The sequence below is a fragment of the Aeromonas sp. 61P genome (assembly GCF_051919545.1).
Taxonomy (GTDB): domain Bacteria; phylum Pseudomonadota; class Gammaproteobacteria; order Enterobacterales; family Aeromonadaceae; genus Aeromonas; species Aeromonas veronii.
Genome location: NZ_JBQBEL010000001.1, coordinates 1,134,139 through 1,157,501, shown reverse-complemented (window position 1 = coordinate 1,157,501; position 23,363 = coordinate 1,134,139). Strand labels below are relative to the sequence as shown.

Sequence of the window (23,363 nt, the reverse complement as noted above, 5' to 3'; positions counted from 1 at the left end):
CTCAGGGCCCGTTATTCATCGTCCTGCGCATCCGGGTCACGCTTGGCCCTGGGGTGGGCGCTGTCGTAAACCTTGGCCAGATGCTGGAAGTCGAGGTGGGTATAGATCTGGGTGGTAGAGAGGTCGGCATGGCCCAGCAGCTCCTGCACCGCCCGCAGATCGCCGGAGGACTCCAGCATATGGGTGGCGAAGCTGTGGCGCAGCTTGTGGGGATGGACGTGGGCGTTGAGCGCCTGCTTGTTGCCCCAGCCATCAAGGCGAGCCTGCACCGAACGGGCCGACAGCCGCTGCTTGCGGCTGGAGACAAACAGCGCCTCGCTCTCGTCCCCGGCCAGCAGCGGGCGCACCTTGAGCCACTTCTGCAGCCACTCGACCGCCATCCGGCCGATGGGCAGCACCCGCTCCCGTGAGCCCTTGCCGGTCACCTTAAGCTGGCGGTCGTCGAGCTTCAGATCCACCAGATTGATCCCCACCAGCTCGGCCAGACGCAGCCCTGAGGAGTACATCAGCTCCATGATGGCGCGATCCCGCACCGCCAGCGGATCCTGCTCGTCGGTGATGTTGAGCAGCTGGTGCATCTCGTCCACATCGAGGTTTTTCGGCAGCGGCCGCCCCTGTTTGGGGGTGACGATGCCACGGGCCGGATTGGCGGTCAGCCGCCCCTGCCGCACCTGCCAGTCACAAAAGCTGCGCAGGGCCGAGACCTTGGTGGAAAGGGAACGAGGAGCAAGGCCCGCCTTGTGCATCCGGGTCACCAGAGTGCGCACCTGACTCGCCTCGAGCCGACCCCAGTCAGTGAGCCCGAGGGCCACCAGCTCGGCGGTCATCGCCTCCAGATGGGCTTGATAGTTATTGCGGGTATGAGGGCTGAGCTGACGCTCGACCCTCAGGTATTCGATAAAGGCCGCCAGCTCGTCCGCCAGTGCCGCAGGCAGTGTCGGTGCGACGACGGGAGCTTTGGCGGGTGCCCTGGCCGGTGTTCTAGCCATGAGTCAACTCGGGCAGACGCAGTTGCAGCAGGCGCCCCAGTTGGCCCAGCAGCAGGGTGTCGTTGTGGGGAGTAAAGTGGCCGGGATCCGAGCTGGCGAAGGCCAGCACACCGAGATCGCCGAGCCGCATCAGGGCCACCGAGTTGACCAGCACATCGTGGCCAAACAGCGCCTGCTTCTCGCTCTGGCTCAGGCGGCCAAAGTAGTAATCCTGCCCCGGCAGACGCTGACCCAGCAGGGATTCGAGCTGCTTGCCCTGTGCCAGAAAACGCTGCTCGGGCCCGCTCAGGGCAAACTTCTTGGGATTGAGCCAGAGCCGCAGCCCGGTCAGGCGCAGCCGCTGGACAAAGGCCTTGCCCATCACGGCACTCACTTCGAACAGGGTCTGGCAACCGTACAGCTCGCCGTAGAGATCGGCATAGACCCGGAAGATCCGTTCGTTCTCGCTGGCGATCCCCATCAATTCGGTGATCTCCTGCTCCAGCTGTTCGATCCGCTCGCGCTGACGCTCCAGCTGGCGCTCGACCAGCGAGACCGACCCTTTGCGTTCATGGGGAATGCGGATCCGGTCCAGCACGGCGGCATGGCGTTGGAAAAACTCGGGATAACGGGCCAGGTACTCCAGCACAGTGGCTTCATCCACCGATTGCTCCTGCCGTTTGAGTTCGCTCATAAATTGGTTGATCCATCAGAGAAATGGGGCTCGCTGCCCCGACATCATGGGCAAAGGGGGCCAACGCCCCCCGTACCTGAACCTTTATCGGCTAAACCTCTATCTGGCCGTCAAACACATGCTCGGCGGGACCTGTCATATAGACCGGCTGGCCCGGCCCCTTCCAGGCGATGGTCAGCTTGCCGCCCGGCAGGCTGACGGTGACCCGCTCCTTGAGCTTGCCCTGACTGATGCCAATCACTGCCGCCGCACAGGCACCGGTGCCGCAGGCCAGGGTCTCGCCACAGCCCCTTTCGAATACACGCAGCTTGATCTCGGTGGCGTTGACCATCTCCATGAAACCGACGTTGACCCGCTCGGGGAAACGCTCGTGGCGCTCCATGATGGCACCGAGCGTCTCGACCGGTGCATCGGCGACCGAAGGCACCTCGATAACGCAGTGGGGATTGCCCATGGAGACCACGCCACACATCACGGTATGCTCCTGCGCCCGCAGCAGATAGGTTTTCTCTGCCTTCTGGGCCCGGAACGGGATCTTGCCCGGCTCAAACTGGGGAACACCCATGTTGACCGTGACCTGATTCTCCCCCTCCAGCTGCAACACGATGCGACCCCGGGCGGTACTGACCGCGATGCGATCCCGGTTTATCAGCCCCTTGAGACGCACGAAACGGGCAAAACAGCGGGCACCGTTGCCACACTGCTCCACCTCGCTGCCATCGGCATTGAAAATGCGATAGTGAAAGTCGAGTTCAGGGTCATAGGGCGGCTCCACCAGCAGCAGCTGGTCAAAGCCGATCCCGAAGTGGCGATCTGCCAGCTTCTTGATGACGTCATTGCTGAAAAATACCTTCTGGGTGACGCCATCCACCACCATGAAGTCGTTGCCCAAGCCATGCATCTTGGAAAAATCTATCAACATCGTGCATTCCTGTGCTGTTAGGGCTGTAAAAACTCACCGTCAACCGTTATGAAATCATTGTCCCAGCCTGCACCATCAGGGCAGCAGGTGCTCACCGCGCCAGAGATCGGCCAACTGCTCACGCTCGCGGATCAGATGTGCTTCGGCACCATCCACCAGCACTTCAGCTGCGCGCGGACGGGTGTTGTAGTTGGATGACATGGTAAAGCCGTAGGCACCGGCCGAGCGCACTGCCAGCAGGGAGCCCTCGGCAATGGCCAGGGTGCGCTCCTTGCCGAGGAAGTCGCCGGTCTCGCACACCGGGCCCACCACGTCATAGATCGCGGGAGCATGGCCGGCACGGCTATCCACCTCGATGATGTTCATCCAGGCGCCGTAGAGCGAAGGGCGCAGCATGTCGTTCATGCCAGCATCGATCAGCGCAAAGTTGCGGGTTTCGCCCGGTTTCAGGTACTCGACCCGGGTCAGCAGCACGCCGGCATTGGCGACGATGGCGCGGCCCGGCTCGAACAGCAGGGTCAGATCCCGGCCCGCCAGCTTCTGCTTGAGCGCTTCGGCATACTCGGTCGGATGGGGTGGCTGCTCGGAACCATAGTTGACCCCAAGGCCGCCACCCACATCCAGATGGTGGATATGAATACCTTCCGCCGCCAGACCATCGATCAGCCGCAGCAGCTTGTCAGCCGCCTCCATAAAGGGATTCAATTCAGTGAGTTGCGAGCCGATATGGCAATCCACCCCGACGATCTCGATGTTCGCCATCGTGGCCGCCTTGCGATAGATGGCTGGCGCCAGCTCGATGGGAATGCCGAACTTGTTCTGCTTGAGGCCGGTGGATATATAGGGGTGAGTACCGGCATCGATATCCGGATTGACCCGCACCGAGACGCGAGCCTTCTTGCCCATGCTGCCCGCCACCCGATTGAGGCGCTCCAGCTCGGCTTCCGACTCCAGATTGAAGCAGAGGATCTCTTTATCCAGCGCGAGGCGCATCTCCGCTTCACTCTTGGCGACCCCGGAGAAGACCACTTTGGCCGGATCACCGCCCGCCGCCAGTACCCGCGACAGCTCGCCACCGGAACGATGTCAAACCCCGAGCCCAGACGGGCCAGCAGGTTGAGCAGCGCCAGGTTAGAGTTGGCCTTCACCGCATAGCAGATCAGATGGGGAATATCGCCAGCGGCCTTGTCGAAGGCGTGCCAGTGGCGCTCGAGGGTCGCACGGGAGTAGACGTAAAGCGGGGTACCGTACTGCTCGGCAAGCTGTTGCAGCGGGGTTTGCTCGGCCTGAAGCTGGCCGGCGGCGTCGTAGTTAAAGTGATCCAAGGGGGCGGTTCCTTCCTAGAATGGGTGCGGCATTAGTGCGGCGCGGCCTCGGTGGCAGCCTCAGTGGTCGCAGGCGGTGCTGCTTGCGGTGTACTCTGGCTCTGTGGCTGCTCGGGGGGCGGCATATAGAGCGGCCCCTTCAGACCGCACGCGGCCAACCCGAGGGACAGAAGAGTGGCAAGCAGACACTTGGTGAACTGAGTGATCATAATGGTTCGCTGCGAAAAAATTTTTGGCCCTCTATAATCGCACTCACATTGTTAAAAGCAACAGGATAAACCGATGAAGGATCACGAGTATCACGCCCTGACCGACGCCTTTTTCCAATATGTGGAAGACACGCTCGACGAGGGGTATCCGGATATCGACTGCGAACGCAGCGGCGGCGTATTGACCCTCTCTTTCGAGAACAAGACCAAGGTCATCATCAACAAGCAGGAGCCACTGCACCAGATTTGGGTCGCCACCCGCGAGAACGGCTTCCACTTCGAACTGCAGGGTGACACCTGGATCGACAACCGCTTCGGCCACGAGCTCAAGGCGCTGCTGAGCCAATCCTGCACCGCCCAGGCGGGCGAAGAGGTGGTGTTCCCATGATCGACCTGCACCCGCAGGGCGCCCGTCATGCGGTGATCTGGCTACACGGGCTGGGTGATTCCGGCGCCGGTCTCGCCCCGCTGGTGGAGGCGCTGGATCTGCCCGCCGAGCTACCGGTGCGTCACCTGTTGCCGGATGCCCCCGAGCGCCCCATCACCATCAACATGGGCTACAAGATGCGCGGCTGGTACGACATCAAGAGCTTCGAGGATCCCGCCGAGCGGGCCGTGGAGTCCCATGTCCGTGACTCGGCCAACCAGATTGCCGCATTGCTCGATCAGCTGGTGGCCGACGGGTTTGCCCCCGAGCATATCGTGCTGGCAGGTTTCTCTCAGGGCGGGGTGATTGCCTCCTTCACCGCGCTGCGCTATCAGGCAACGCTGGCGGGCCTGCTCTGCATGTCCACCTATCTGGCAGCCCCCGACCAGCTGCTCGGCGAGATGAGCGAGGCCGCTCGCACCCTGCCCATCTGCTACATGCACGGCATCTATGACGATGTGGTGAGCCTGTCGCTCGGTTGGGATGCCAAGAAGCGGCTGGAAAGCGCCGGACTCGCCCCCGAGTGGCACGAGTACCCGATGCGTCACGAGATCTGCCGCCCGCAGCTGGGCGACATTCGCAGCTGGCTGCTGGCTCGCCTCGGCGCCTGAGCCTCTCCGGTAAAGCAAACGGCCTGCATCTGCAGGCCGTTTTTTATGACGATTCCAACTGGCGGGTCAGCCCACTTCTCGAGCGGGCGGCACCTGTTCGCGCAGAGTGCCCTGACTGCGATAGGGGATCACATCCAGCTCGCCATTCACTTGTACTATCTCGTAGTACTGGGGCAGGTTGAAGTTGATGAACTGCCCATCATCGCTGAACCGCTCGTGATTCGAGGTGTAGAAGCGGTTGACCCCCGCCACCAGCTCATCCTTGTTGCCGGCAAAGTGCTGGTAGATCTCCACCCGGTTCGCCTCATCGAGGATATAGATGTTGGTGCCCGCATCCCGGGTATCGAAGAAGAACTGCACCAAGCCTTCGCTGGCGTAGGCATCGACGATGCTCGGCAGATGCTGGCTGTGGGTCTTGTCGAGCCGCAGCGGCAGGTGATCCAGCTTGTTGTGGGAGATGTGACGGTAAAAATCGATGGCGTTTTCCAGCTTCTTCACCGACACCCCGCGCCGCTCGAAGAAGATGCCGTACTTCTCGCGGCCAAGGGCCATGGTCTTGACCAGCTGCTGCTTGTCGCGGGCAAGGCGCAGGTCGATACACTCCGCCACCAGGGTCTGGAAGCGGGAGCGCACCAGAGAGCGGAAGTGCTGGCTGTAGCAGAACACCTCGATCATCTCGGGGGCGGCGGCATCCTGATGCATCTTGCCGAGGATAGTGGTGAGGGCATCGACCACCGCCTCGTCCCCCTGGAAGTGCAGGGTACGGATCTCGCTCCAGGAGTTGCGATAGACCAGATCCACCGAACCGACCAGACACTCCTGATTGCGACCGAACGAGAAGACATCCACGGTATTGGCGTCAAATTCGATCACCTGACCGACCCAGTGGCTGGTCGGGTCCATCTCCAGATTGAGGAAGATGGAGAGCTGGCGAATTTCGCACGGTCGGCTGAGCGCCAGGTTGGTGGCCAGCGGGTACTTCTCGGGGAAGCAGCCGGAGAGATCGCGGCAGAACTGGTGCAGATTGTCGATGTGCAGATCCGAGCCCTGATTGAACAGGTGCACCCGCGACTGGGGGGTCAGCAGATCGTTGAAGTAGGCCCAGGAGACCAGCTTGCTGATGTAGCCGTTGAACTCGAGCGGCGCGCGACCAATGATGTCCACCGGCTCCAGCGAATGTTTGTAGAGATACCAGCCGGCGCGGTTGAGGCGACCGTGGGGCACCTGCACGAAGCTAAGGTCGGGCTCGCTCAGATCCGGCGCGATCTTGAGGTTCACCCGCTGCACCTTGCCCGGCAGGCTCTCGAACGCGGCGTATAGTTTACGCGACAGGATGCCGATATCTTCCGGGTTGATCGACTCGCTGATGTTGTTGCGGCGGGCGAACTGGATCAGGTTGCGGTAGCTCTGCATCAGGGCTTCCAGCAGCTCGGCGTGAGCGATCTTCACCTCTTCGATCTTCCACTCGTGGCGATGATCGAGTTGATAGAGTTTGTCCTGACTCCAGCCCCAGTAGGAGACCAGCTGGCTCATCTGCTCGCGGCGCCACTCGGGGGAGTGATCATCCTTGGGATGGCTGAGACCGTCGCACACCTTGAGGTAGAAGCAGCGGCGCACCAGATCGAGCCGCGCCATGTCGCCGATGGACTTGAGGTAGTTGGTCACCTTGTCCAGCATCAGACAGTAGTTGTCGAGCCGGTAGTGCATCCCCTCGTTGTGCTGGAACCAGTCGCGACCAATCATCGACAGCAGGCGGGTGTTGGGATACTCGTGGGAGTAGGCTTCCATCAGCACCGACTTGAGCACCGCCTTGTAGGGGGAGTCGATCCCCTTGTAGAGCTGCCACAGGGCGGAGCCGAAATACTCTTCGGCCGGAATACGGTCAAAACTGCCGAGATCGAGCCAGTCGTCCTGCTTGAGCTTGCCGCTCTCGAACAGCTCGTTCACATACTCATCGTAGTGATCATCACACTCGGTGGGCACCAGATACCAGATCAAGCGTTTGCCCGCGATACGCATGGCACTGCGGTAGAACTCGTCGAGCAACAGCAGGTGCTGGGCACTGCCGCAGCTCTCCCCCTGCATCTGGGCATCGTTGGTCTGGCGGAACTTGTCTTCCGGGATCAGGAAGAAGTTGAGATCGACCCCGCGCTGTTCGGCCCACTTGGAGAGTTGCTGGCACTTCAGCTCCAGCAGATCGAGCCGCTCCTGCGACAAACCGGCCACGTGGCAGACCCAGATATCGAGATCGGAGTGACAGCACTGGCCGATGGAGGAGGTGCTGCCCATGGAGTAGAGCCCCTGAATGGCCCGATCATGGGTGGCAAGACCGCTCTGGCAGTTGGCGTTGCGACAGAGGTCATCGATAAAGGCTTGCTGTTCGGCGGTGGCGCTGAAGCTCCAGATGCCATGAGGGACATCACCGGAGACATAACCGGGCAGCAGGGGATGATTGAAGTGCAGCATGACAGGCAGCAGTTGGAATACCTGCTGCCCATAGCGACTCATGAGGCCTAACGCCCGTTGCGTCTTGAGACGGGTAATGTCGTCATAACGCGCAACCAGCGTATCGATGTGTTCCTGCAATGCCCTGCCTATCACCTAAGTGAAAATGACGCACCAAAAGGGGGATACGTCAAAAAAGTGTGATCATGTTAACAATGCAAACAGCGGTGGTAAACAAGCCTTCAGCTAAACGTCAGATTATTTCTGGTATGACCACATCAAGTATCAGGGGAAATCATTAAACTCCAATACATTCAATGAATTAATCAACACCACTTGCTTAATGAAAATCATTTTCAGCATGCATTTTTGAGCTTGGCCCCGCTTTTGCCGGCTCCGCCATGAAAGCCCGGGCAAAGGGTGGTAATATCGATTTCCTTCTAAAAATGAAACAACTGATTGATATGGCAGCCCGAACCCTGAAAATTGCCACTCGCAAGAGCCCGCTGGCCCTGTGGCAGGCCAACTTTGTCAAAGACCGGCTCGAAGCCCTGCACCCGCAGTTGCAGGTCGAACTGGTGCCCATGAGCACTCAGGGTGACAAGATCCTCGATACCCCGCTGGCCAAGGTCGGTGGCAAGGGGTTGTTCGTCAAGGAGCTGGAGACCGCCATGCTGGAAGGGCGGGCCGATATCGCCGTTCACTCCATGAAAGACGTTCCGGTGGAGTTCCCCGAGGGGCTCGGCCTGCACACCATCTGCGAACGGGAAGATCCCCGCGATGCCTTCGTCTCCAATCGTTTCAAGGCCATTGCCGAACTGCCGCAAGGGGCCGTTGTCGGCACCTCCAGCCTGCGTCGCCAGTGCCAGCTGCGCGCCGCCCGCCCGGATCTGGTGATCCGGGATCTGCGCGGCAACGTCAACACTCGCCTTGCCAAGCTGGATGCCGGTGAGTACGACGCCATCATCCTCGCCGCCGCCGGTCTGAAACGACTGGAGATGGCGCACCGCATCACCGCCTTTATCGAGCCGGAGCAGAGCCTGCCGGCCAACGGTCAGGGGGCTGTCGGCATCGAATGCCGCCTCGACGATACTGAGCTGCACGCTCTGCTGGCGCCGCTGGAGCACGCCGAGACCCGCGCCAGGGTGCTGACCGAGCGCGCCATGAATCGCGCCCTGCAAGGGGGATGTCAGGTGCCTATCGGTGCCTACGCACTGGTCGAAGGCGAGCAGATCTGGCTCCGCGGTCTGGTGGGTAGCCCGGATGGCACCCAGGTGATCCGCGACGAGATTCGCGGTCCGCTGGCCGATGGTGAGGCCCTCGGCGAACAGCTGGCCCAGCGCCTGCTGGCCGCCGGTGCCGACGAGATCCTGGCCGAGGTCTACCGCGCATGACCCCGCTGGTGGTGCGTCCGGCCGCCCAGGCCGCCGAGCTGGTGCAGTTGCTGCGCCAGCACGGCCATGCACCACTCTGCTGCCCGCTGCTGGAAACCGTGGCGGGCAGTGAACTCCCCCGCTTGCCCGACCTGTTGCACAGCGCCGATATCGTTATCGCGGTCAGCATCCATGCCGTTCATTTTGCACACGATTTTCTGTTGCAAACTGGTCAGACCTGGCCACATATTGAGTACTTTGCGGTGGGTCAGGCCAGCGCAGATGCGTTTGCCGCCATCGGCATCACGGCAAGTTGCCCGGATGACCCGCGTAGCGAAGGGCTGCTGGCCCTGCCCGCCCTGCAGCAGGTAGCAGGCAAACGGGTACTGATCCTGCGCGGTAATGGCGGGCGGGATCTCATCGCCAGCACGCTGGCCTCACGCGGTGCTCTGGTGCACTATTGTGCGGCCTATGAGCGCTACTACCCCGAGCTAGACGGGGACACATTAACCCGCCACTGGCAGGCAGCGGGGCTGGACAGCCTGCTCATTACCAGTGGTGAACTGTTGCAACGCCTGCTGGAGCTGGTTCCCACCAGCCAGCAGCCCTGGCTTTTTGACCGCCTGCTGGTGGTCCCCAGCCCGCGCGTGGCCGAGATGGCCCACTCCGCGGGCTTTATCCATATCACGATTGCCCAAGGTGCATCCAACCAGGCCCTGACGGCCGCACTGGAACTGAGGAAGATGGAATGACAGAACAACAAGAATCCCAGGTCAAACCCCAGCAGACCGCTGCGGTCAATGGCAGCAAGAGCCGCTCCGGTGCCGTACTGGGAGGGGTCGCCATCCTGCTGGCCCTTGGCCTGACCGGCGGTCTCTATCTGCACGGTCACAAGAATGCCGTGGCCCAGCAGGCCGAACTGGCCCAGCTCAAGCAACAGCTGGCGAGCGCCCTGAGCAAGATCGACCAGACCAGCAGCAAGGATGCCGAGCAGCTGGCCGCGCTGGCTCAAACCCAGCAGCGGCTGCAGGGGGAGATGCAGGGTCTGCAGAACCGGGTACTGGACCTGAATGACAAGCGCCCCAACGACTGGATGCTGGCCGAATCCGAGTATCTGGTACGGATGGCGGGCCGCAAACTGTGGCTGGAGCATGACCTCGTCTCCGCCATCACCCTGCTCGGCAATGCTGACGAGCGCATCGCCGCCCTCAACGACCCCAGCCTGATGCCGATCCGCAAGGCGCTGGCCGAGGATATCGCCAAGCTCAAGGGGATGCCGCGCATCGACCGCGAGGGGCTGACCCTCAAACTGGCTGCGCTGTCCGACCAGATCGAGCTGCTGCCTCTCTCCACCGTCAGCATGCCGGAAGCCAAGGCCGAGCCGGATCAGGCGGTCAGCGCCAATCCCGACGAGTGGGAGAGCAACCTGAAGAAGAACTGGGTCAAGTTCACCGAGAACTTCGTCACCATCCGTCGCCGCGATGGCGCGGTCGAGGCGCTGCTCTCGCCGCAGCAGGAGATCTTCCTGCGTGAAAACCTCAAAACCAAGCTGTTGCAGGCCCAGCTCTCCGTCTATCGCGAGCAGCAGGCGCTCTACGAAGACAGCCTGGACAAGGCCCAGCGCTGGCTGACCCAATATTTCGACACCGACAACAGCGCCACCCGCTACATGCAGGGCGAGATCGACAAGCTCAAGGGTGAGCAGATCCAGATCGACTATCCGGCCCAGTTCAAGACCCAGGCGATGCTGGAGCAAGTGCTGACCGAACGCCTGCAACGCATTCTGGCCAGCAGCTGAGGAGGGCACCATGATCCGTATAATCATTCTGGTTGCCGTGATGGTCGCAGGGCTGATCTTTGGCCCGCAAGCCTCCGGTAACAAGGGCTATGTGCTGATTGCCCTTGGCAATTACACCATCGAATCCTCCGTCACCAGCGCGGTGATCCTGGCCGTGCTGTTCTACGGAGCCCTGCTGATCGTCGAGTGGCTGCTGGGACGGGTATTCGGCCTGCGCCGCAAGACCCTCGGCTGGTACGGCTCGCGCCGCCGCCGCAAGGCCAATCAACAGACCATCGCCGCCACCCTGGCGATGGCCGAAGGGCACTACAGTCAGGCTGAAAAGCTGATGATCAAGGGGGCCAGCAACAGCGACACCCCGCTGCTCAACTACCTGAGCGCCGCCAAGGCGGCACAGGCCCGTGGTGACGACGCCCGCCGGGATCAATACCTGCAAAAAGCGCAGGAGGAGAACCCCAAGGCAGAGCTGGCGCTCACCCTGACCCAGACCCAGCTGCAGATCGAGCAGGGCCAGTACGATACCGCGCTGGCGATGCTGGAGTCGGTCTACGCCCTCAACCCGCGCCACCCCATGGTGCTGGATCAGCTGCGCCAGGTGCATCTGGCCCGTCAGGACTGGAGCGCCCTGTGCGACCTGATCCCGGCGCTGCACAAGGTGGGCAAGCTGACCCCGAAACAGGAAGAAGATCTGCTGCAACAGGCTTGGTGTGGCCGCCTGCAACAGGCTGCCGGCAGCCTCGAGACCCTCAAAGCGGTATGGCAGGATCTGCCGCGCAAGCTGCGCCTCGAGCCAGAACTGCTGGCCTGCTACGGCGATCTGCTGCGCCAGCTGGGTGCTGACAGCGAGGCTGCCACCCTGTGGCAGGAGGCGCTGCGCAAACAGCCGATGCCCCAGTTGCTGGCTCGCCTGCCCAAGCTGAAACTCGACAGTTACCAGCCGCTGCTGGCGCTGCTGCAAAAACAGCAGGGACAACCGGAAGTGGACACCGCACTGGCCCAGCTCTATCTGCTGGCAGGTCAACTGGACGATGCCCAGAAGCTGCTGGAACAGGAGGTGGAGCGGGCGCCGAGCGCCGCCGCCTATCACGCTCTCGGCCAGCTGATGGACAAACGCCGCCTCACCAACAAGGCCAACGAGTACTATCGTCAGGCACTGGAGCTGGCGGGGATCTGATCCCCGGCAAACAGAAACGCGAGAGGCCGCATGATGCGGCCTCTTTTTTTATCTCTTCGCCCTGCCCTCGTCAGGTGGTGAGCCGCTCCAGCTCGCCGATCAGCCAGATGGCCTCGGCACGGTGGCTGCCGCACACATCCATCATGGGGCGGAAACCGCCGCACACCGCCGGCCGCTCCGGTTGACCGAAGATCTTGCAGCCAAGGACGCTATCGAGCTGGATACAGGGGACGCCAGCCGGTTTGCCATCTGGCATACCGGGAATGGCACTGCTGATACTGGGGGCGATGCAACAGGCTGCGCAGCCGCTACGACACTCCATAGACTCCACTCCTTTGGGACGGTCTGAGCCACCATAGCCGAAGCGGCGGCACAAACGTAGCTGGCGCACAAGAAAAGCCCGACCGCACGGGCGATCGGGCTTCAGACAACACAGCCGGTTCAGCGAGCCATCATCACAGGATGATGTCGCGTACCACGCTGTCTTTGCGTTCCAGGTAATGGATCGACTTGATACGACGAATGGTACGGGATTTACCACGGATCAACAGAGTCTCGGTGGTCGCCATCACGCCATCGCTGGTGATGCCATCCAGCAGATCACCCTTGGTGATGCCGGTGGCGGAGAAGATGACGTTGTCATTCTTCGCCATGTCTTCCAGCTTGAGCACCTTGTTGACATCGATGCCCAGCGCTTCGCAGCGGGCAATTTCCTGCTCGCCCAGCGTACGCACTTCCGGGCTGTCGCCCTTGACGCGGTGACGCGGCACCAGACGGGCCTGCATGTCACCATCCAGCGCACGGATCACCGCCGCGGAGATCACCCCTTCCGGTGCGCCGCCGATGCCATACAGCATGTCGACTTCGCTGTCCGGCAGACAGGTGAGGATGGAGGCGGCAACGTCACCATCAGGAATGGCGAACACCCGCACGCCCAGACCCTGCATCTCCTTGATTGCCTTGTCATGACGCGGCTTGGCCAGGGTAATGACTGTCAGACGGGAGAGCGGCTTGCCCAGCGCCTTGGCCACGGACTTCAGGTTCAGCTCGAGAGCCTGATCCAGGTCGATGGCGCCTTTGGCCTTGGGCCCGACGATCAGCTTTTCCATGTACATGTCAGGCGCTTTCAGGAAAGAACCCTTGTCGCCCACCGCCAGCACGGCCAGCGCATTGGCCTGACCCATGGCAGTCATGCGGGTACCCTCGATGGGATCGACGCGATATCCACCGCGTCGCCGTGTCCGGTACCGACCTTCTCGCCGATATAGAGCATCGGCGCTTCATCAATTTCACCTTCGCCGATCACAATCTCACCATCGATCTCGATCTGGTTGAGAATGTGGCGCATGGCCGCTACGGCCGCCCCATCAGCGATATTCTTGTCACCACGTCCGAGCCACTTGTAGCCAGCCAGTGCAGCCGCTTCCGTCACTCGGGAAAACTCGATTGCCAGTTCACGTCTCATCGCATATCCAACCTATGGAGCTCGAAAACGGGCGGCATTCTACCACAAGGGCAAACCTTTGCGCACAAAAGTAGCCGCTGCGAGCAAGAATGTAGCCAATTCATCCAATTGCAACCCAATTGCCATCGACTCTTCATCCAACTGTCACCCCGCTGTCATCCCTGCTGCCTAGCATGACCCCGTTTTCAAAACAAAAGCTTGCAACACCACAAGGGATTACGATGAAAAAGCTGACTGTAGTGGCACTGGCTCTCACCGCAGCCTTCCAGGCTCAAGCCGTTGAAGTGTACAAAAATGACACCTCCATGCTGGATCTCTATGGCCGTATCTACGCTGGCCACTTCTTTGGTGACAAGAAGGAACTGGATGCCAGCGGCAAACCGAAAAGCGAATACAGCGACAAACAGGGTGCCAACCAGTTTGTCCGTTTCGGCGCCAAGGCCGAGACCCAGATCCAGAGCGGCCTGAAGGCGCTGGCTCAGTACGAAGTACAGATGTATATCAATGACAGCGAGAAGACCATCAGCGAGAACTCCGACAACCTGCGCACCCGTCTGGCGTTCGCCGGTGTCGGCGCTGACTGGGGCACCGTGACCTTCGGTCGCCAGAAAGGGGCCCCGGGTTTCCTGGCCGACTGGACTGATGTCTCCCTCTCCGACGGCTACGGCAACGAAGCGCTGGGCGCCAAGACCGACACCTTCGCCACCAACCGCGCCGGTTCCGTGCTGAAATACTCCGGCCTGTTCAATGGCTTCCAGCTCGACACCAGCTACAAGTTCGACGGTGGTGACACTGAAGAGACCACTAGCAAGGATAGCGACGCCGCTTACGGTGCTGCCGTGGCCTACACCTTCCCGTTCAACCTGTCACTGGGTACCGCCTACAACGTCGGTATCCGCGACAAGAGCGGTGAAGAAGATGCCAAGCTGTGGCTGATCTCTGCCAAGTTCGACAACAAGGCTGCCTACGCCGCCCTGAGCTATGCCGATGGCAGCGACTTCCTGGCGACCGGCACCGATCACACCGGTTGGGAAGCCGCGCTGGGCTACAACTTCGAGAACGGCTTCGGTCTGATGGCCCTGTGGAACAAACAGGAGCAGGACAAGACTGGTATCAAGAAAGACAACGTGGATTACTACACCCTGGGTGCCCAGTACAAATTCAACAAGAACCTGCGGGTGATTGGCGAGTACCGCATCAACAATCTGGACAGCAAGGAGAGCGGCAAGCTCAACGTCAAGGATGACTTCCAGCTGGCTGCCCGCTACGACTTCTAATCGAGGTTTTGCGGATCCCCAAAGCGCGATGGCTTGCCATCGCGCTTTTTGCTGGGCGTCGTTCACGACCGGATAAAGTAGCCTAGGCTCAACAGTAGATGTATCGCCGGAGAGATGATTATGGTCAGGCTGCCTTTCGTCCTGCTGTTGCTGCTGGCTCTTCCCGCTCACGCCCTCTCTATCGCCATGGTGCTGTGGCGCGGTGAAACCGCAGCCGAAGCGGGCTTTCGGGCAGAGCTGACCCGCCTTGGCTATCAGGCCACCATCACCACCTATAACGCCGATCAGGATCGTACGGCGCTGGCAACCATGCTGCGCCAGCAGATGCTGCCGAAACTGGCCGAATACGACTACATCTACACCTTTGGCACCACCGCAACCACCATGACCAAGAGTCTGGTGGCCAACCGCAAGCCACTGATCTTCAACGTGGTATCCGATCCGGTCGGGGCAGACATCCTCTCGGAAGACAAAGCCCAGAACAGCATGGTGGCCGGGGTAAGCAACATGGTGCCGATGGCACTGCAACTGGCTAACGCCAGCGAGCATCTGGCCACCGGCAAACGGCTGCTGCTACCCTTCAACCCCCGTGAGCAGAACACCCTGCTGGTGGCCGATATGTTGCTCAATGAAGCGAAACGCTATCAGTGGCAGATGGTCACTTGGCGAATGGCCCCTGACCCACGGCGGCTGGACAACGAACTGAAGCGGCTGCAACAGGATGCCAAAAACGACATCGTCTTTCTGGCCGCAGACAGCTATCTGCTCTCCATCGCCCCCCGTTTGCTGAATGCACTCAACGAAGCTGCCATCCCTACCATCTGCAGCGCCGAGCTGTTCGTCGAACACGGCTGCAGCGTTGGCACCATCAGCAGCTACGAGGCGCTGGGCAAGATGGCCGCCGGGATCATCCATCGCCATCAGCAGGGAACAGAGTTGCAGGATATTCCGCTGCAGACCGACCCCCATCCCAAACTGGTGCTGGGGCAGCTGGGTAACGCCACCACGCAGGAGGAGAGCCCCGCAAAGCCGAAGCCTTGATAAAGATCTCGGCCAATCAGGCTCCGGGCGGGTATGCTGTTGACCCCCATCGCCCGAGAGTCCTTTCCCATGAGCACCACCGTCTTTTTTGCCGTTCTGCTGGCAGCCCTGCTTCACGCCAGCTGGAATGCGCTAGTCAAAATTGGCGAAGAGCGGCTGGTGGGCGTGTCACTGGTGGCGATCTTCTCAGGGCTTATCGCCGCCATGGCGCTGCTGCCCATGGGGCTTCCCTCTGCTGCCGAGCTGCCCTGGCTCGGCCTCTCAGTCCTGCTCCATATCGGTTACTGCCTGTTTCTCAGTCATGCCTACAATCAGGGCGATTTTGGCCAGATCTATCCGCTGGCCCGTGGCAGTGCCCCGCTGCTCGCCATGGCGTTAAGTGCCATATTGCTGGGGGACTACCCCGGTTACGGCGGCATCATCGGCGCCTGCGTGCTGATCATGGGGGTCTTGCTGATGGCCTGGCGAGGTGGGCAGCAGCGCCTTGCCAGCAAAGCGGTTCGGGCAGCACTGATCACGGCCATGTTCACGGCGACCTATACCCTCTCGGATGGAGCCGGCGCCCGCGCAGGGGGTGAACCGGTACGCTACACCCTCTGGCTCTTTGCCTGCACCGGGCTGGCGATGCTGCTGGTGCTGCTCGTCAACCAGAAACGCAACGCATGGCGCCAGATCCGTCGCCATGCTATGGCGGGAATGGCAGGAGGTGCCATGTCACTGCTCGCCTACGGGATTGTTATCTGGGCCATGACCCAAGCCCCCATTGGCGTGGTCGCGGCTCTGCGCGAAAGCAGTGTGCTGTTTGCCATGCTGCTCTCGGTCTGGCTGCTGAAAGAGCCGCTCGGGCGCATGCGGCTGACGGCGGCGGCCATTATTACCGGCGGCGTGCTGCTGACCCGGCTGGGAGGATAAGCGCTGTCGCCATTGGGGCGTATTTATCAGGCAGGATAGCGTATTCACTCCGCCAAATATGCCGAATACCAATAATGGAAATAAGTGTCAGCCCAGGCGTAAATGTTTACATCCGCAACGTATCAATTAACTGGCAGGTCTGTTTATTTCAACCACAGCTTCATTCGGGAAACTTACCTGCCAAGCAGCATTAATGATAAAATCGTTCACAGTTAATTTTCGGCAACGCTGACCAATACCGCGCATGGCACAGACCATGCCGCTCCGCCATACATTCATTGACCGCCTGACGGGTAAGCCAGCCCGGTCAGAGATGACCCGATCGCGCCCGCCACAGCAGGATGGCATGGCGCTACCGCGTTATTAATGGGTCCGGTTTCGTCTGTTTAATTTTTGATTATTTTAAATCCAGCACCATCAGGGAGTTTTTAATATGTCGGCAAAAAAGCTGAAGTTGGGCGCCTTTATATTGATGATATTAACATCGGTATTTGGCGTCACTAATATCGGGATCGGTTTTTACCGAATGGGATATGCCGCCATTCCGATGTTCGTGATCGGCGGTCTGTTTTTCTTCATCCCGTTCATTTTGATGATGATTGAGTTTGGTACCGGCTTTCGCAAAGAGGCGGGCGGTATCTTTACCTGGATGCGCCACTCGGTCTCGACCCGATTCGCCTTTATCGGTCTGACCATGTGGTTCGCCTCCTACGTCATCTGGATGTTTGGCAAGGCGCTCTCCATGTGGGTGCCCCTCTCCTTCATGCTGTTTGGCCGCGACATCACCGTCATCCCGGTCACCCTGGGCACCGCTATCGACTTCGGCCCCTTTATTCTGGGAGTGGTCGCCATCGCGCTGGTTGCCACCGTCACCAAGCTCATCACTCTGGGCAGCGCCCGCTTCGCCAAAGTGGCGGCCATCGGCGGCCTCTCAGTGGTGGCACTCAACGTGTTGCTGCTGGTCGGTGGCGTCTTCACCTTCGCGGTGAGCGGCATGACTCTGCAGGAGCCCTTCACCCAGGCATCGCTGACGGCGTCTCCCAATGCCGCTTTCAACGACATCATCCCCTTCCTCGGCTTTATGGTGTTCGCCATCTTCGCCTACGGCGGGGTCGAGGCGATGGCCGGGGTGGCTGACGAGCTGGAAGATCCCGAGCGTGACCTCAAGCGCGGCATCTTCCTCTCCGGCGCCTTCATCGTACTCTGCTACATCATCGGCTTTCTGGCGGTCGGCTCAATCATGCGCTGGAGCGACTTCCCGGCCGAGGGGATCACCTCTCTCTCCGCCCTCTTCATCATCATGCTGGAGCTGGGGCGCCATCTCGGTGGCGAGTGGCTGGGACAGGTGTTCATGCGCTTTGCTGGCCTTGGCATGTTCCTGAGCTATCTGGGTGCCTTTATCGCCCTCTCATACGCGCCACTGCGCCAGTTCATCACCGGCACCCCGAGTTACTTCTGGCCGGAGCGTTTCCAACGCGAGAACGAGAATGGCGTGCGCATTGAAGCCCTCAAGGTGCAAGCCTGGGTGGTCTGTCTGTTCATTGCCGCCAAGTCCATCTTTACCCTGATCAACCCGGAAGGGGCCGCCGCCCTCTATGAGCTGATCATCACCATGACCAACGTCGGCATGACCCTGCCCTACATGTTCCTCATCTACGCCTGGTATCGCTATCGCAACAACCCGGCGCTGGACAAGGATCTGATCTTCTTCAAGAGCTCGGGCTCGGTACTGCTGGCCACCATCATCAGCCTGATCCTGGTCGCCTTCGGCAACGTCTTTACCGTGGTCGCCCCCTTTATCTCCGGCGATATCTCCACCGGCGTCTGGACCATCATTGGCCCGCTGCTGTTCGTGGTGATCGCCATGCGCTTCAAGATAAAGCAGGAAGATGCCCACTAAACGGCAAGCAATGCTCCATGCCAATCGGGACTGTTCTGGTCCCGATTTTTTTAGTGCCGGCTTCCGCTCGCCATCACGACCAGTCCATAGTTTCAATGTAAGAAAAGACTCTATGGAGACCTCTTTTACGCTCTCCTCGCCGTCAGAGCGCGCTCAACGCCGTAAATTATCAATATCAAGGTGAGAATGATTGTGAAGCGCCAGTTCACGACATATAACTTAGCGAGATATCCCTGTATTTCGTCCGGTAGAGCTGATCATGATGATGCGTTCCCTCCTTCCCCTGTTGCTTGGCGCAGTAATGCTGCCGGCCACTATGGACAGTGCCCATGCCAACCCCTTTGCCGCCAGCAGCAAGAGCAGCAGCGGCTTTCTCGAGCGACGGGATGTGCCCAACCTCAGCTCGGCTGCCTTCGTGGTGGCCAACCACAGAACCGGCGAGGTGATCTCCGAGCGCAACGGCAACCGGGTAATGCCCATCGCCTCACTCACCAAGCTGATGACGGCGCTGGTGGTGCTGGATGCCAACCTGCGCCTTAACGAAATGCTCACGGTGACCAATGCCGACATCGACCGCATCAAGGGAACCGGCTCGCGCCTGGCCATCGGTTCCAGGCTCAGCCGCGCCGAAATGCTCCATATCGCCCTGATGTCCTCTGAAAACCGCGCAGCCTCGGCGCTGGCCCGCCACTATCCCGGCGGCCAGCGCGCCTTCGTCGAGGCGATGAATGCCAAGGCCCGCATGCTGGGGATGTGGAATACCCGCTACGCCGACAGCACCGGACTCAACCCGCGCAATGTCTCCACCGCGCAGGATCTCGCCAAGCTCGCCGCCGCAGCTGCCTCCTATCCGCTGATCCGCCAGTACTCCACCGACGAGCAGAGCTATGTGCGCACCAACAAGCGCCAGCTGCACTACCTCAACTCCAACCGGCTGATCCGCGAAGGGCAATGGGAGTTCACCCTCTCCAAGACCGGCTATATCCGCGAAGCGGGCCGCTGTCTGGTGCTGGGCACCAAGGTCAATCGTGAGCCGGTGATCATGGTGCTGCTCAATGCCGAGACCACCAACGATCGGGTCGCCGACGCCAAGCGGATCAAAACCTGGCTGGAGAGCTCGGGCAGAACCACCCTGGCAGCCAACCAGAGCAGCATGCTGACTCACCAGTAAGCTCGAACATCCCCAACCAAGCGAGGCGCCCGCCTCGCTTTTTTTATCTGCATGAGCGCGCCCAAAAACGGGAGCTTGCTCCCGTTACAGGTAACACCTTCCGCCATCCCGTTACAAAACGTAACTACTCAACAGCGTGATTCACACTAATAGAATCAATTGGTTGTAAGTTTTCGGCAAGAATTTTAGCGTGCCATCACAACCCCTGTAGCGACGAGCCACCATGCGTATTTCCAGTATCGAGTGCGGGCGGGTACTGGCCATTCTGGCCGTGATGACCATTCACGTATCCCCCTTCGCCAATCCCTTCAATCCCGCCCTGTGGGGAAGCGGATCCTGGCTCTGGCTGAGCGGCACAATCAACCAGTTATGCCGCTTTGCCGTGCCGCTGTTTTTCCTCTGTGCCGGTTACTTTCTGCAGCCGAGACTGAGCCGCGAAGCGCCGCTGACCGTTGCCTGGCGCTACTGCCACCCCTTACTGCTGCTCTGGCTGGTATGGAGTCTGGTCTACCTGCTGGTGCCGTTCAATCCGCTGGATGCCGTGCAGCAAGGCTATCTGGCCTCCCTGCGCGGGCAGTGGCAATTCCAGCTCGGCGACCCCCTCAATGGCTGGCTGGTGGGCGGCATGATCCACCTCTGGTTTCTGCCAGCCCTGGTGATGGCGGTGGCCCTGCTGGCACTCTGCTATCGGCTTGGCAGACCATCGCTCGCCCTCTGGCTGGGTCTTGGCCTTTACCTGCTGGCGCTGCTGGGGGGCTCCTATGCCAAGCCGCTGCTGGGCGCCGAGTGGCCACTGCTCACCCGTAACGGCCCCTTCTTCTCCCTGCTGTTTGTGGCGCTCGGCGCCCTGTTGCGCCAGCGTCAGTGGCAGCCCGATGCCCGCATCGGCTGGCAACTGCTGCTGGCGGGCGTGGCGCTCTATGGCTGTGAAGCCTGGGCGCTGCAGCACTTTGCCGCAGTGCCGCTCACCCGCCACGACTTCCTGCTCGGCTCCCTTCCCTGGGCTATCGGCCTGTTTGGCCTGCTGCTGGCCAACCCCGAGTGGGGCAAGGGCAGCTGGCTTGAGCGCCAGGCCCCCAAAGTGCTCGGGATCTACTGCCTGCACATGATGCTGGTGGTCTGGCTCTTCGTGTTCGGCCCGCAGGGCGCATCCATCCTGTGGGAGATTGCCAAGGTGCCGCTGCTGCTGGGAGCGTCTCTGCTGGCCTATCGCCTGATGGCGGCCCTCCCCCTCGCCCGCCGACTGCTGCGCACCTACTGAGTCCGATATCCGGCCCGTCCTATCGGGCCGGATGCCTCTTCACGTTTTGTCCCTTTCTCTTCCGCTACGCCCTTTTTCCCTTGCGTCGTTCGCGCGGTTTGCTGCAATGGTTCTACTTTTCAGCCGCGCTTCCCCAACCGTAAAACCTGCCACCACTGCCCCCCTCTATTTTCACCTTGCCAGACAAATGAAAATCAATATCATTGGCATCCCGCTTGAGCGGGTCAGGCTAATTATAATTAAATCAATATGTTCGAGCCGTCAGGTCGACATCCAAAGAGTCAACATTGAATATGCAGCACCCTCACTTTCGCAGAACGCTGGTCTCGCTGGCACTGCTGGGCACCGGCTTCACAGCCCAGGCCGCCGATGAAACCATGACTGTGGTTGGTAAACGTTCCCAGCATCAGGAAGTTGCCACCGCTACCCGTACCAATACGCCAGCCAAGCTGGTTCCCCAGACCATCGACAGCGTCAAGGTCAGCGAGCTGACCGCCTTCGGCCAACCGACGCTGAGTGAAGCCCTGAGCGGCATTCCCGGGGTCAACGCCAGCGGTGATACCCGCTTCGACGGGGTCAACATCCGCGGCTTCAGCGCCAGCAACGACTTCTATCTCGACGGGTTCCGCGACGACATGCAGTACACCCGGGATCTCGGCAACATCGAGCGAGTGGAAGTGCTCAAGGGCCCGGCTGCCGTGCTCTACGGCCGCGGCAGCACGGGGGGCATCGTCAACCGGGTCAGCAAGAAGCCGCAGAAAGGAGAGGAGTCCAGCGTTACCGCCCGGGTCGGCAGTTTTGACAGCCAACGACTGGCCGCCGACCTCAATGGTGAGGCGAGCGAACAGGTACAGCTGCGCCTCAACATGGCGCAAGAGGACAAAGATAGCTTCCGCAACGGCGTGAAGAGCAAGCGTACCCTGCTGGCCCCCTCCGTCAACTGGGAGATCAGCGACAACCTCAACTGGCTGGTACAGTACGAGCGCAACGAACATGACCGCACCCCGGATCGCGGCATTCCCGGGATCAATGGTCGCCCGGCCGATGTGCCGCGGGAGTATGTCTACAGCGATACCAGTCGCGACTTCATCGATGACGTGGCGCAATCCACCCGCTCCCGCCTCTCCTGGGATATCAACGATCAGTGGCAGCTGCGCCAGCAGCTCGGTTACTCCACCCTCGACAGCCAGTTTGACAACACCTATGTCACCAGCGTCAAAGGGGATCAGGTGACCCGCTCCCGCTGGCAGCAAGATCTGAAAGCGAAGAGCCTGATCAGCAACACCGAGGCCGAAGGTCTGTTCCAGACCGGCCCGGTGGAACATCGCCTGCTGGTTGGCTTCGAGCAGAACTGGCAGGAGCGCACACCCAAGCTCTACCAGAACGCCACCGCCATCCCGTCTGGTAATCTCTACGATCCGGGCTCGCTGCCCACCTACAATGGCGCCATGAAGCTCTCCAGCGACGCCAAACACAAGGTGCGCGGCAATGGCCTCTATCTGCAGGATCAGCTCACCCTGGGTGACTGGCATCTGGTGGGCGGGCTGCGCCGTGACGACTTCACCGTCACCAGTCGCCGCTACGACCTCAACAAGGAGGAGAGCGTCTCGGTCAACAGCCTGAGCCCGCGCCTCGGTCTGGTGTGGAATCCCCTCGAGGATCACGCCTTCTACACCTCCTACAGCAAGACCTTCACTCCGGTGGGCGGCGAGCTGATCGGCATCACCCCAGGTGACAAGAACAACGGGCTGGAACCCCAGCACACCCGCCTCTACGAGGGGGGGGTGAAGAGTGACTGGCTGAACGGCAAGCTGGCGACCACTCTCTCCCTCTATCGACTGGAGATGTACAACAAGCGCACCAAGGATCCGCTGGATCCCACCAAGGTGATCCTCACCGGCCTGCAGCGTACCGAGGGTGTCGAGCTGAGCGCACGTGCCGAGCTGACCGACGAGATCTACCTGCGTGGCGGCTTCGCCATTCAGGATGCGGAGCAGGTCAAGGCGGACGCGGATCTGCAGGGCAAGCGCCCGATGAACGTCTCCCGCCAGAATGGCCAGTTCTACCTCGGCTACAAGAGTGGCGAGCAGGGCTGGTTCGGTGAAACCGGCGTAACGGCGGTGGGCGATCGCTTCGCCGACAACGCCAACACCACCACACTGCCCAGTTACGCCCGCTTCGATGCGCGCGCCGGTTATCGCTGGCAGCAGTGGGAAGCCGAGCTGAGCGCCGAAAACCTGACCGATCACGAGTACTTTGTCAGCGCCACCAGTGCCACCCAGATCATGCCGGGTACGCCCCGTCAGCTGAGTCTGACCGGTACCTACCGCTTCTGATCTCTGTGACAACCACCCCGACTGGCCAGCCCCTGCTGGCCAGTTTTTTTATGA

At 60.8% G+C, this 23,363-nt stretch carries 19 protein-coding genes and 2 pseudogenes; 13 read left to right on the top strand and 8 right to left on the bottom strand.

Annotation, left to right across the window (positions count from 1 at the left end):
* Positions 1-11 precede the first annotated feature (11 nt).
* The 5 genes and pseudogenes from xerC to lptM form a co-directional block, all read right to left on the bottom strand.
* Complete coding sequence (gene xerC / locus ACTG2O_RS05615; RefSeq protein ID WP_429189898.1) at positions 12-989, bottom strand: tyrosine recombinase XerC; 978 nt, start codon at positions 987-989, stop codon at positions 12-14.
* A complete protein-coding gene (locus tag ACTG2O_RS05610; RefSeq protein WP_005336370.1) occupies positions 982-1,662 on the bottom strand; it encodes a DUF484 family protein in 681 nt (226 codons plus the stop codon). Before ACTG2O_RS05610 ends, xerC begins: the two co-directional genes overlap by 8 nt.
* Positions 1,663-1,753: 91 nt before the next feature.
* The gene (dapF, locus tag ACTG2O_RS05605; RefSeq protein ID WP_005336371.1) at positions 1,754-2,584 is read right to left on the bottom strand and encodes a diaminopimelate epimerase; all 831 of its coding nucleotides are present in this window, start codon (positions 2,582-2,584) and stop codon (positions 1,754-1,756) included.
* 75 nt (positions 2,585-2,659) lie between these two features.
* Positions 2,660-3,909 (bottom strand): annotated as a pseudogene (lysA, locus tag ACTG2O_RS05600) (diaminopimelate decarboxylase).
* A gap of 32 nt (positions 3,910-3,941) precedes the next feature.
* Positions 3,942-4,118, bottom strand: coding sequence for an LPS translocon maturation chaperone LptM (lptM, locus tag ACTG2O_RS05595; protein WP_019444858.1), 177 nt, complete (start codon positions 4,116-4,118; stop codon positions 3,942-3,944).
* Positions 4,119-4,191: 73 nt separating this feature from the next.
* Here lptM and cyaY point away from each other — a divergent pair, with 73 nt between their 5' ends.
* Positions 4,192-4,506 (top strand): iron donor protein CyaY, encoded by a 315-nt coding sequence (cyaY, locus tag ACTG2O_RS05590; protein WP_019444859.1) that lies wholly within the window; start codon positions 4,192-4,194, stop codon positions 4,504-4,506.
* Positions 4,503-5,156, top strand: coding sequence for an alpha/beta hydrolase (locus ACTG2O_RS05585; RefSeq protein ID WP_043821855.1), 654 nt, complete (start codon positions 4,503-4,505; stop codon positions 5,154-5,156). The genes cyaY and ACTG2O_RS05585 overlap by 4 nt, the downstream gene beginning before the upstream one ends.
* Before the next feature lie 66 nt (positions 5,157-5,222).
* Here ACTG2O_RS05585 and ACTG2O_RS05580 read toward each other — a convergent pair whose 3' ends face one another.
* Positions 5,223-7,742 carry a class I adenylate cyclase gene (locus ACTG2O_RS05580; RefSeq protein WP_040068794.1) on the bottom strand — a complete coding sequence of 840 codons (2,520 nt, stop codon included), beginning with the start codon at positions 7,740-7,742 and terminating at the stop codon, positions 5,223-5,225.
* Between the two features lie 323 nt (positions 7,743-8,065).
* On the opposite strand from ACTG2O_RS05580, the gene hemC reads away from it, so the two are divergent.
* The 4 genes from hemC to ACTG2O_RS05560 are packed head-to-tail and all read left to right on the top strand — an operon-like array spanning position 8,066 to position 11,946.
* Positions 8,066-8,995 carry a hydroxymethylbilane synthase gene (hemC, locus tag ACTG2O_RS05575; protein ID WP_162628450.1) on the top strand — a complete coding sequence of 310 codons (930 nt, stop codon included), beginning with the start codon at positions 8,066-8,068 and terminating at the stop codon, positions 8,993-8,995.
* Complete coding sequence (locus ACTG2O_RS05570) at positions 8,992-9,726, top strand: uroporphyrinogen-III synthase (RefSeq protein ID WP_439975458.1); 735 nt, start codon at positions 8,992-8,994, stop codon at positions 9,724-9,726. Before hemC ends, ACTG2O_RS05570 begins: the two co-directional genes overlap by 4 nt.
* The gene (locus tag ACTG2O_RS05565) at positions 9,723-10,772 is read left to right on the top strand and encodes a uroporphyrinogen-III C-methyltransferase (RefSeq protein ID WP_439975457.1); all 1,050 of its coding nucleotides are present in this window, start codon (positions 9,723-9,725) and stop codon (positions 10,770-10,772) included. The genes ACTG2O_RS05570 and ACTG2O_RS05565 overlap by 4 nt, the downstream gene beginning before the upstream one ends.
* Before the next feature lie 10 nt (positions 10,773-10,782).
* A complete protein-coding gene (locus ACTG2O_RS05560) occupies positions 10,783-11,946 on the top strand; it encodes a heme biosynthesis HemY N-terminal domain-containing protein (RefSeq protein ID WP_439975456.1) in 1,164 nt (387 codons plus the stop codon).
* Between the two features lie 70 nt (positions 11,947-12,016).
* Here the strand turns inward: ACTG2O_RS05560 and ACTG2O_RS05555 are convergent, their stop codons facing one another.
* Together ACTG2O_RS05555 and glpX are read right to left on the bottom strand one after the other, a co-directional pair.
* Entirely contained in the window at positions 12,017-12,268 is a 252-nt protein-coding gene (locus ACTG2O_RS05555; protein WP_219595367.1) for a YkgJ family cysteine cluster protein, read from the bottom strand.
* A gap of 133 nt (positions 12,269-12,401) precedes the next feature.
* A pseudogene (glpX, locus tag ACTG2O_RS05550) lies at positions 12,402-13,411 on the bottom strand (class II fructose-bisphosphatase).
* 221 nt (positions 13,412-13,632) lie between these two features.
* On the opposite strand from glpX, the gene ACTG2O_RS05545 reads away from it, so the two are divergent.
* The 7 genes from ACTG2O_RS05545 to ACTG2O_RS05515 all read left to right on the top strand — a co-directional run bounded on the left by ACTG2O_RS05545 (position 13,633) and on the right by ACTG2O_RS05515 (position 23,309).
* Positions 13,633-14,688 carry a porin gene (locus ACTG2O_RS05545; RefSeq protein ID WP_042053466.1) on the top strand — a complete coding sequence of 352 codons (1,056 nt, stop codon included), beginning with the start codon at positions 13,633-13,635 and terminating at the stop codon, positions 14,686-14,688.
* A 120-nt stretch (positions 14,689-14,808) separates the two neighbouring features.
* Positions 14,809-15,729, top strand: a complete 921-nt coding sequence (locus ACTG2O_RS05540; RefSeq protein WP_080771380.1) for an ABC transporter substrate-binding protein — start codon at positions 14,809-14,811, stop codon at positions 15,727-15,729.
* Between the two features lie 33 nt (positions 15,730-15,762).
* Positions 15,763-16,641, top strand: a complete 879-nt coding sequence (locus ACTG2O_RS05535) for an EamA family transporter (protein WP_439975455.1) — start codon at positions 15,763-15,765, stop codon at positions 16,639-16,641.
* 433 nt (positions 16,642-17,074) lie between these two features.
* Entirely contained in the window at positions 17,075-18,541 is a 1,467-nt protein-coding gene (yjeM, locus tag ACTG2O_RS05530) for a glutamate/gamma-aminobutyrate family transporter YjeM (RefSeq protein WP_439975454.1), read from the top strand.
* 259 nt (positions 18,542-18,800) lie between these two features.
* The gene (gene pbpG / locus ACTG2O_RS05525) at positions 18,801-19,712 is read left to right on the top strand and encodes a D-alanyl-D-alanine endopeptidase (RefSeq protein WP_019444871.1); all 912 of its coding nucleotides are present in this window, start codon (positions 18,801-18,803) and stop codon (positions 19,710-19,712) included.
* A 223-nt stretch (positions 19,713-19,935) separates the two neighbouring features.
* Positions 19,936-20,973, top strand: a complete 1,038-nt coding sequence (locus ACTG2O_RS05520; RefSeq protein ID WP_019444872.1) for an acyltransferase — start codon at positions 19,936-19,938, stop codon at positions 20,971-20,973.
* Between the two features lie 293 nt (positions 20,974-21,266).
* Positions 21,267-23,309, top strand: a complete 2,043-nt coding sequence (locus ACTG2O_RS05515; protein ID WP_026034867.1) for a TonB-dependent receptor — start codon at positions 21,267-21,269, stop codon at positions 23,307-23,309.
* Positions 23,310-23,363: the final 54 nt, after the last annotated feature.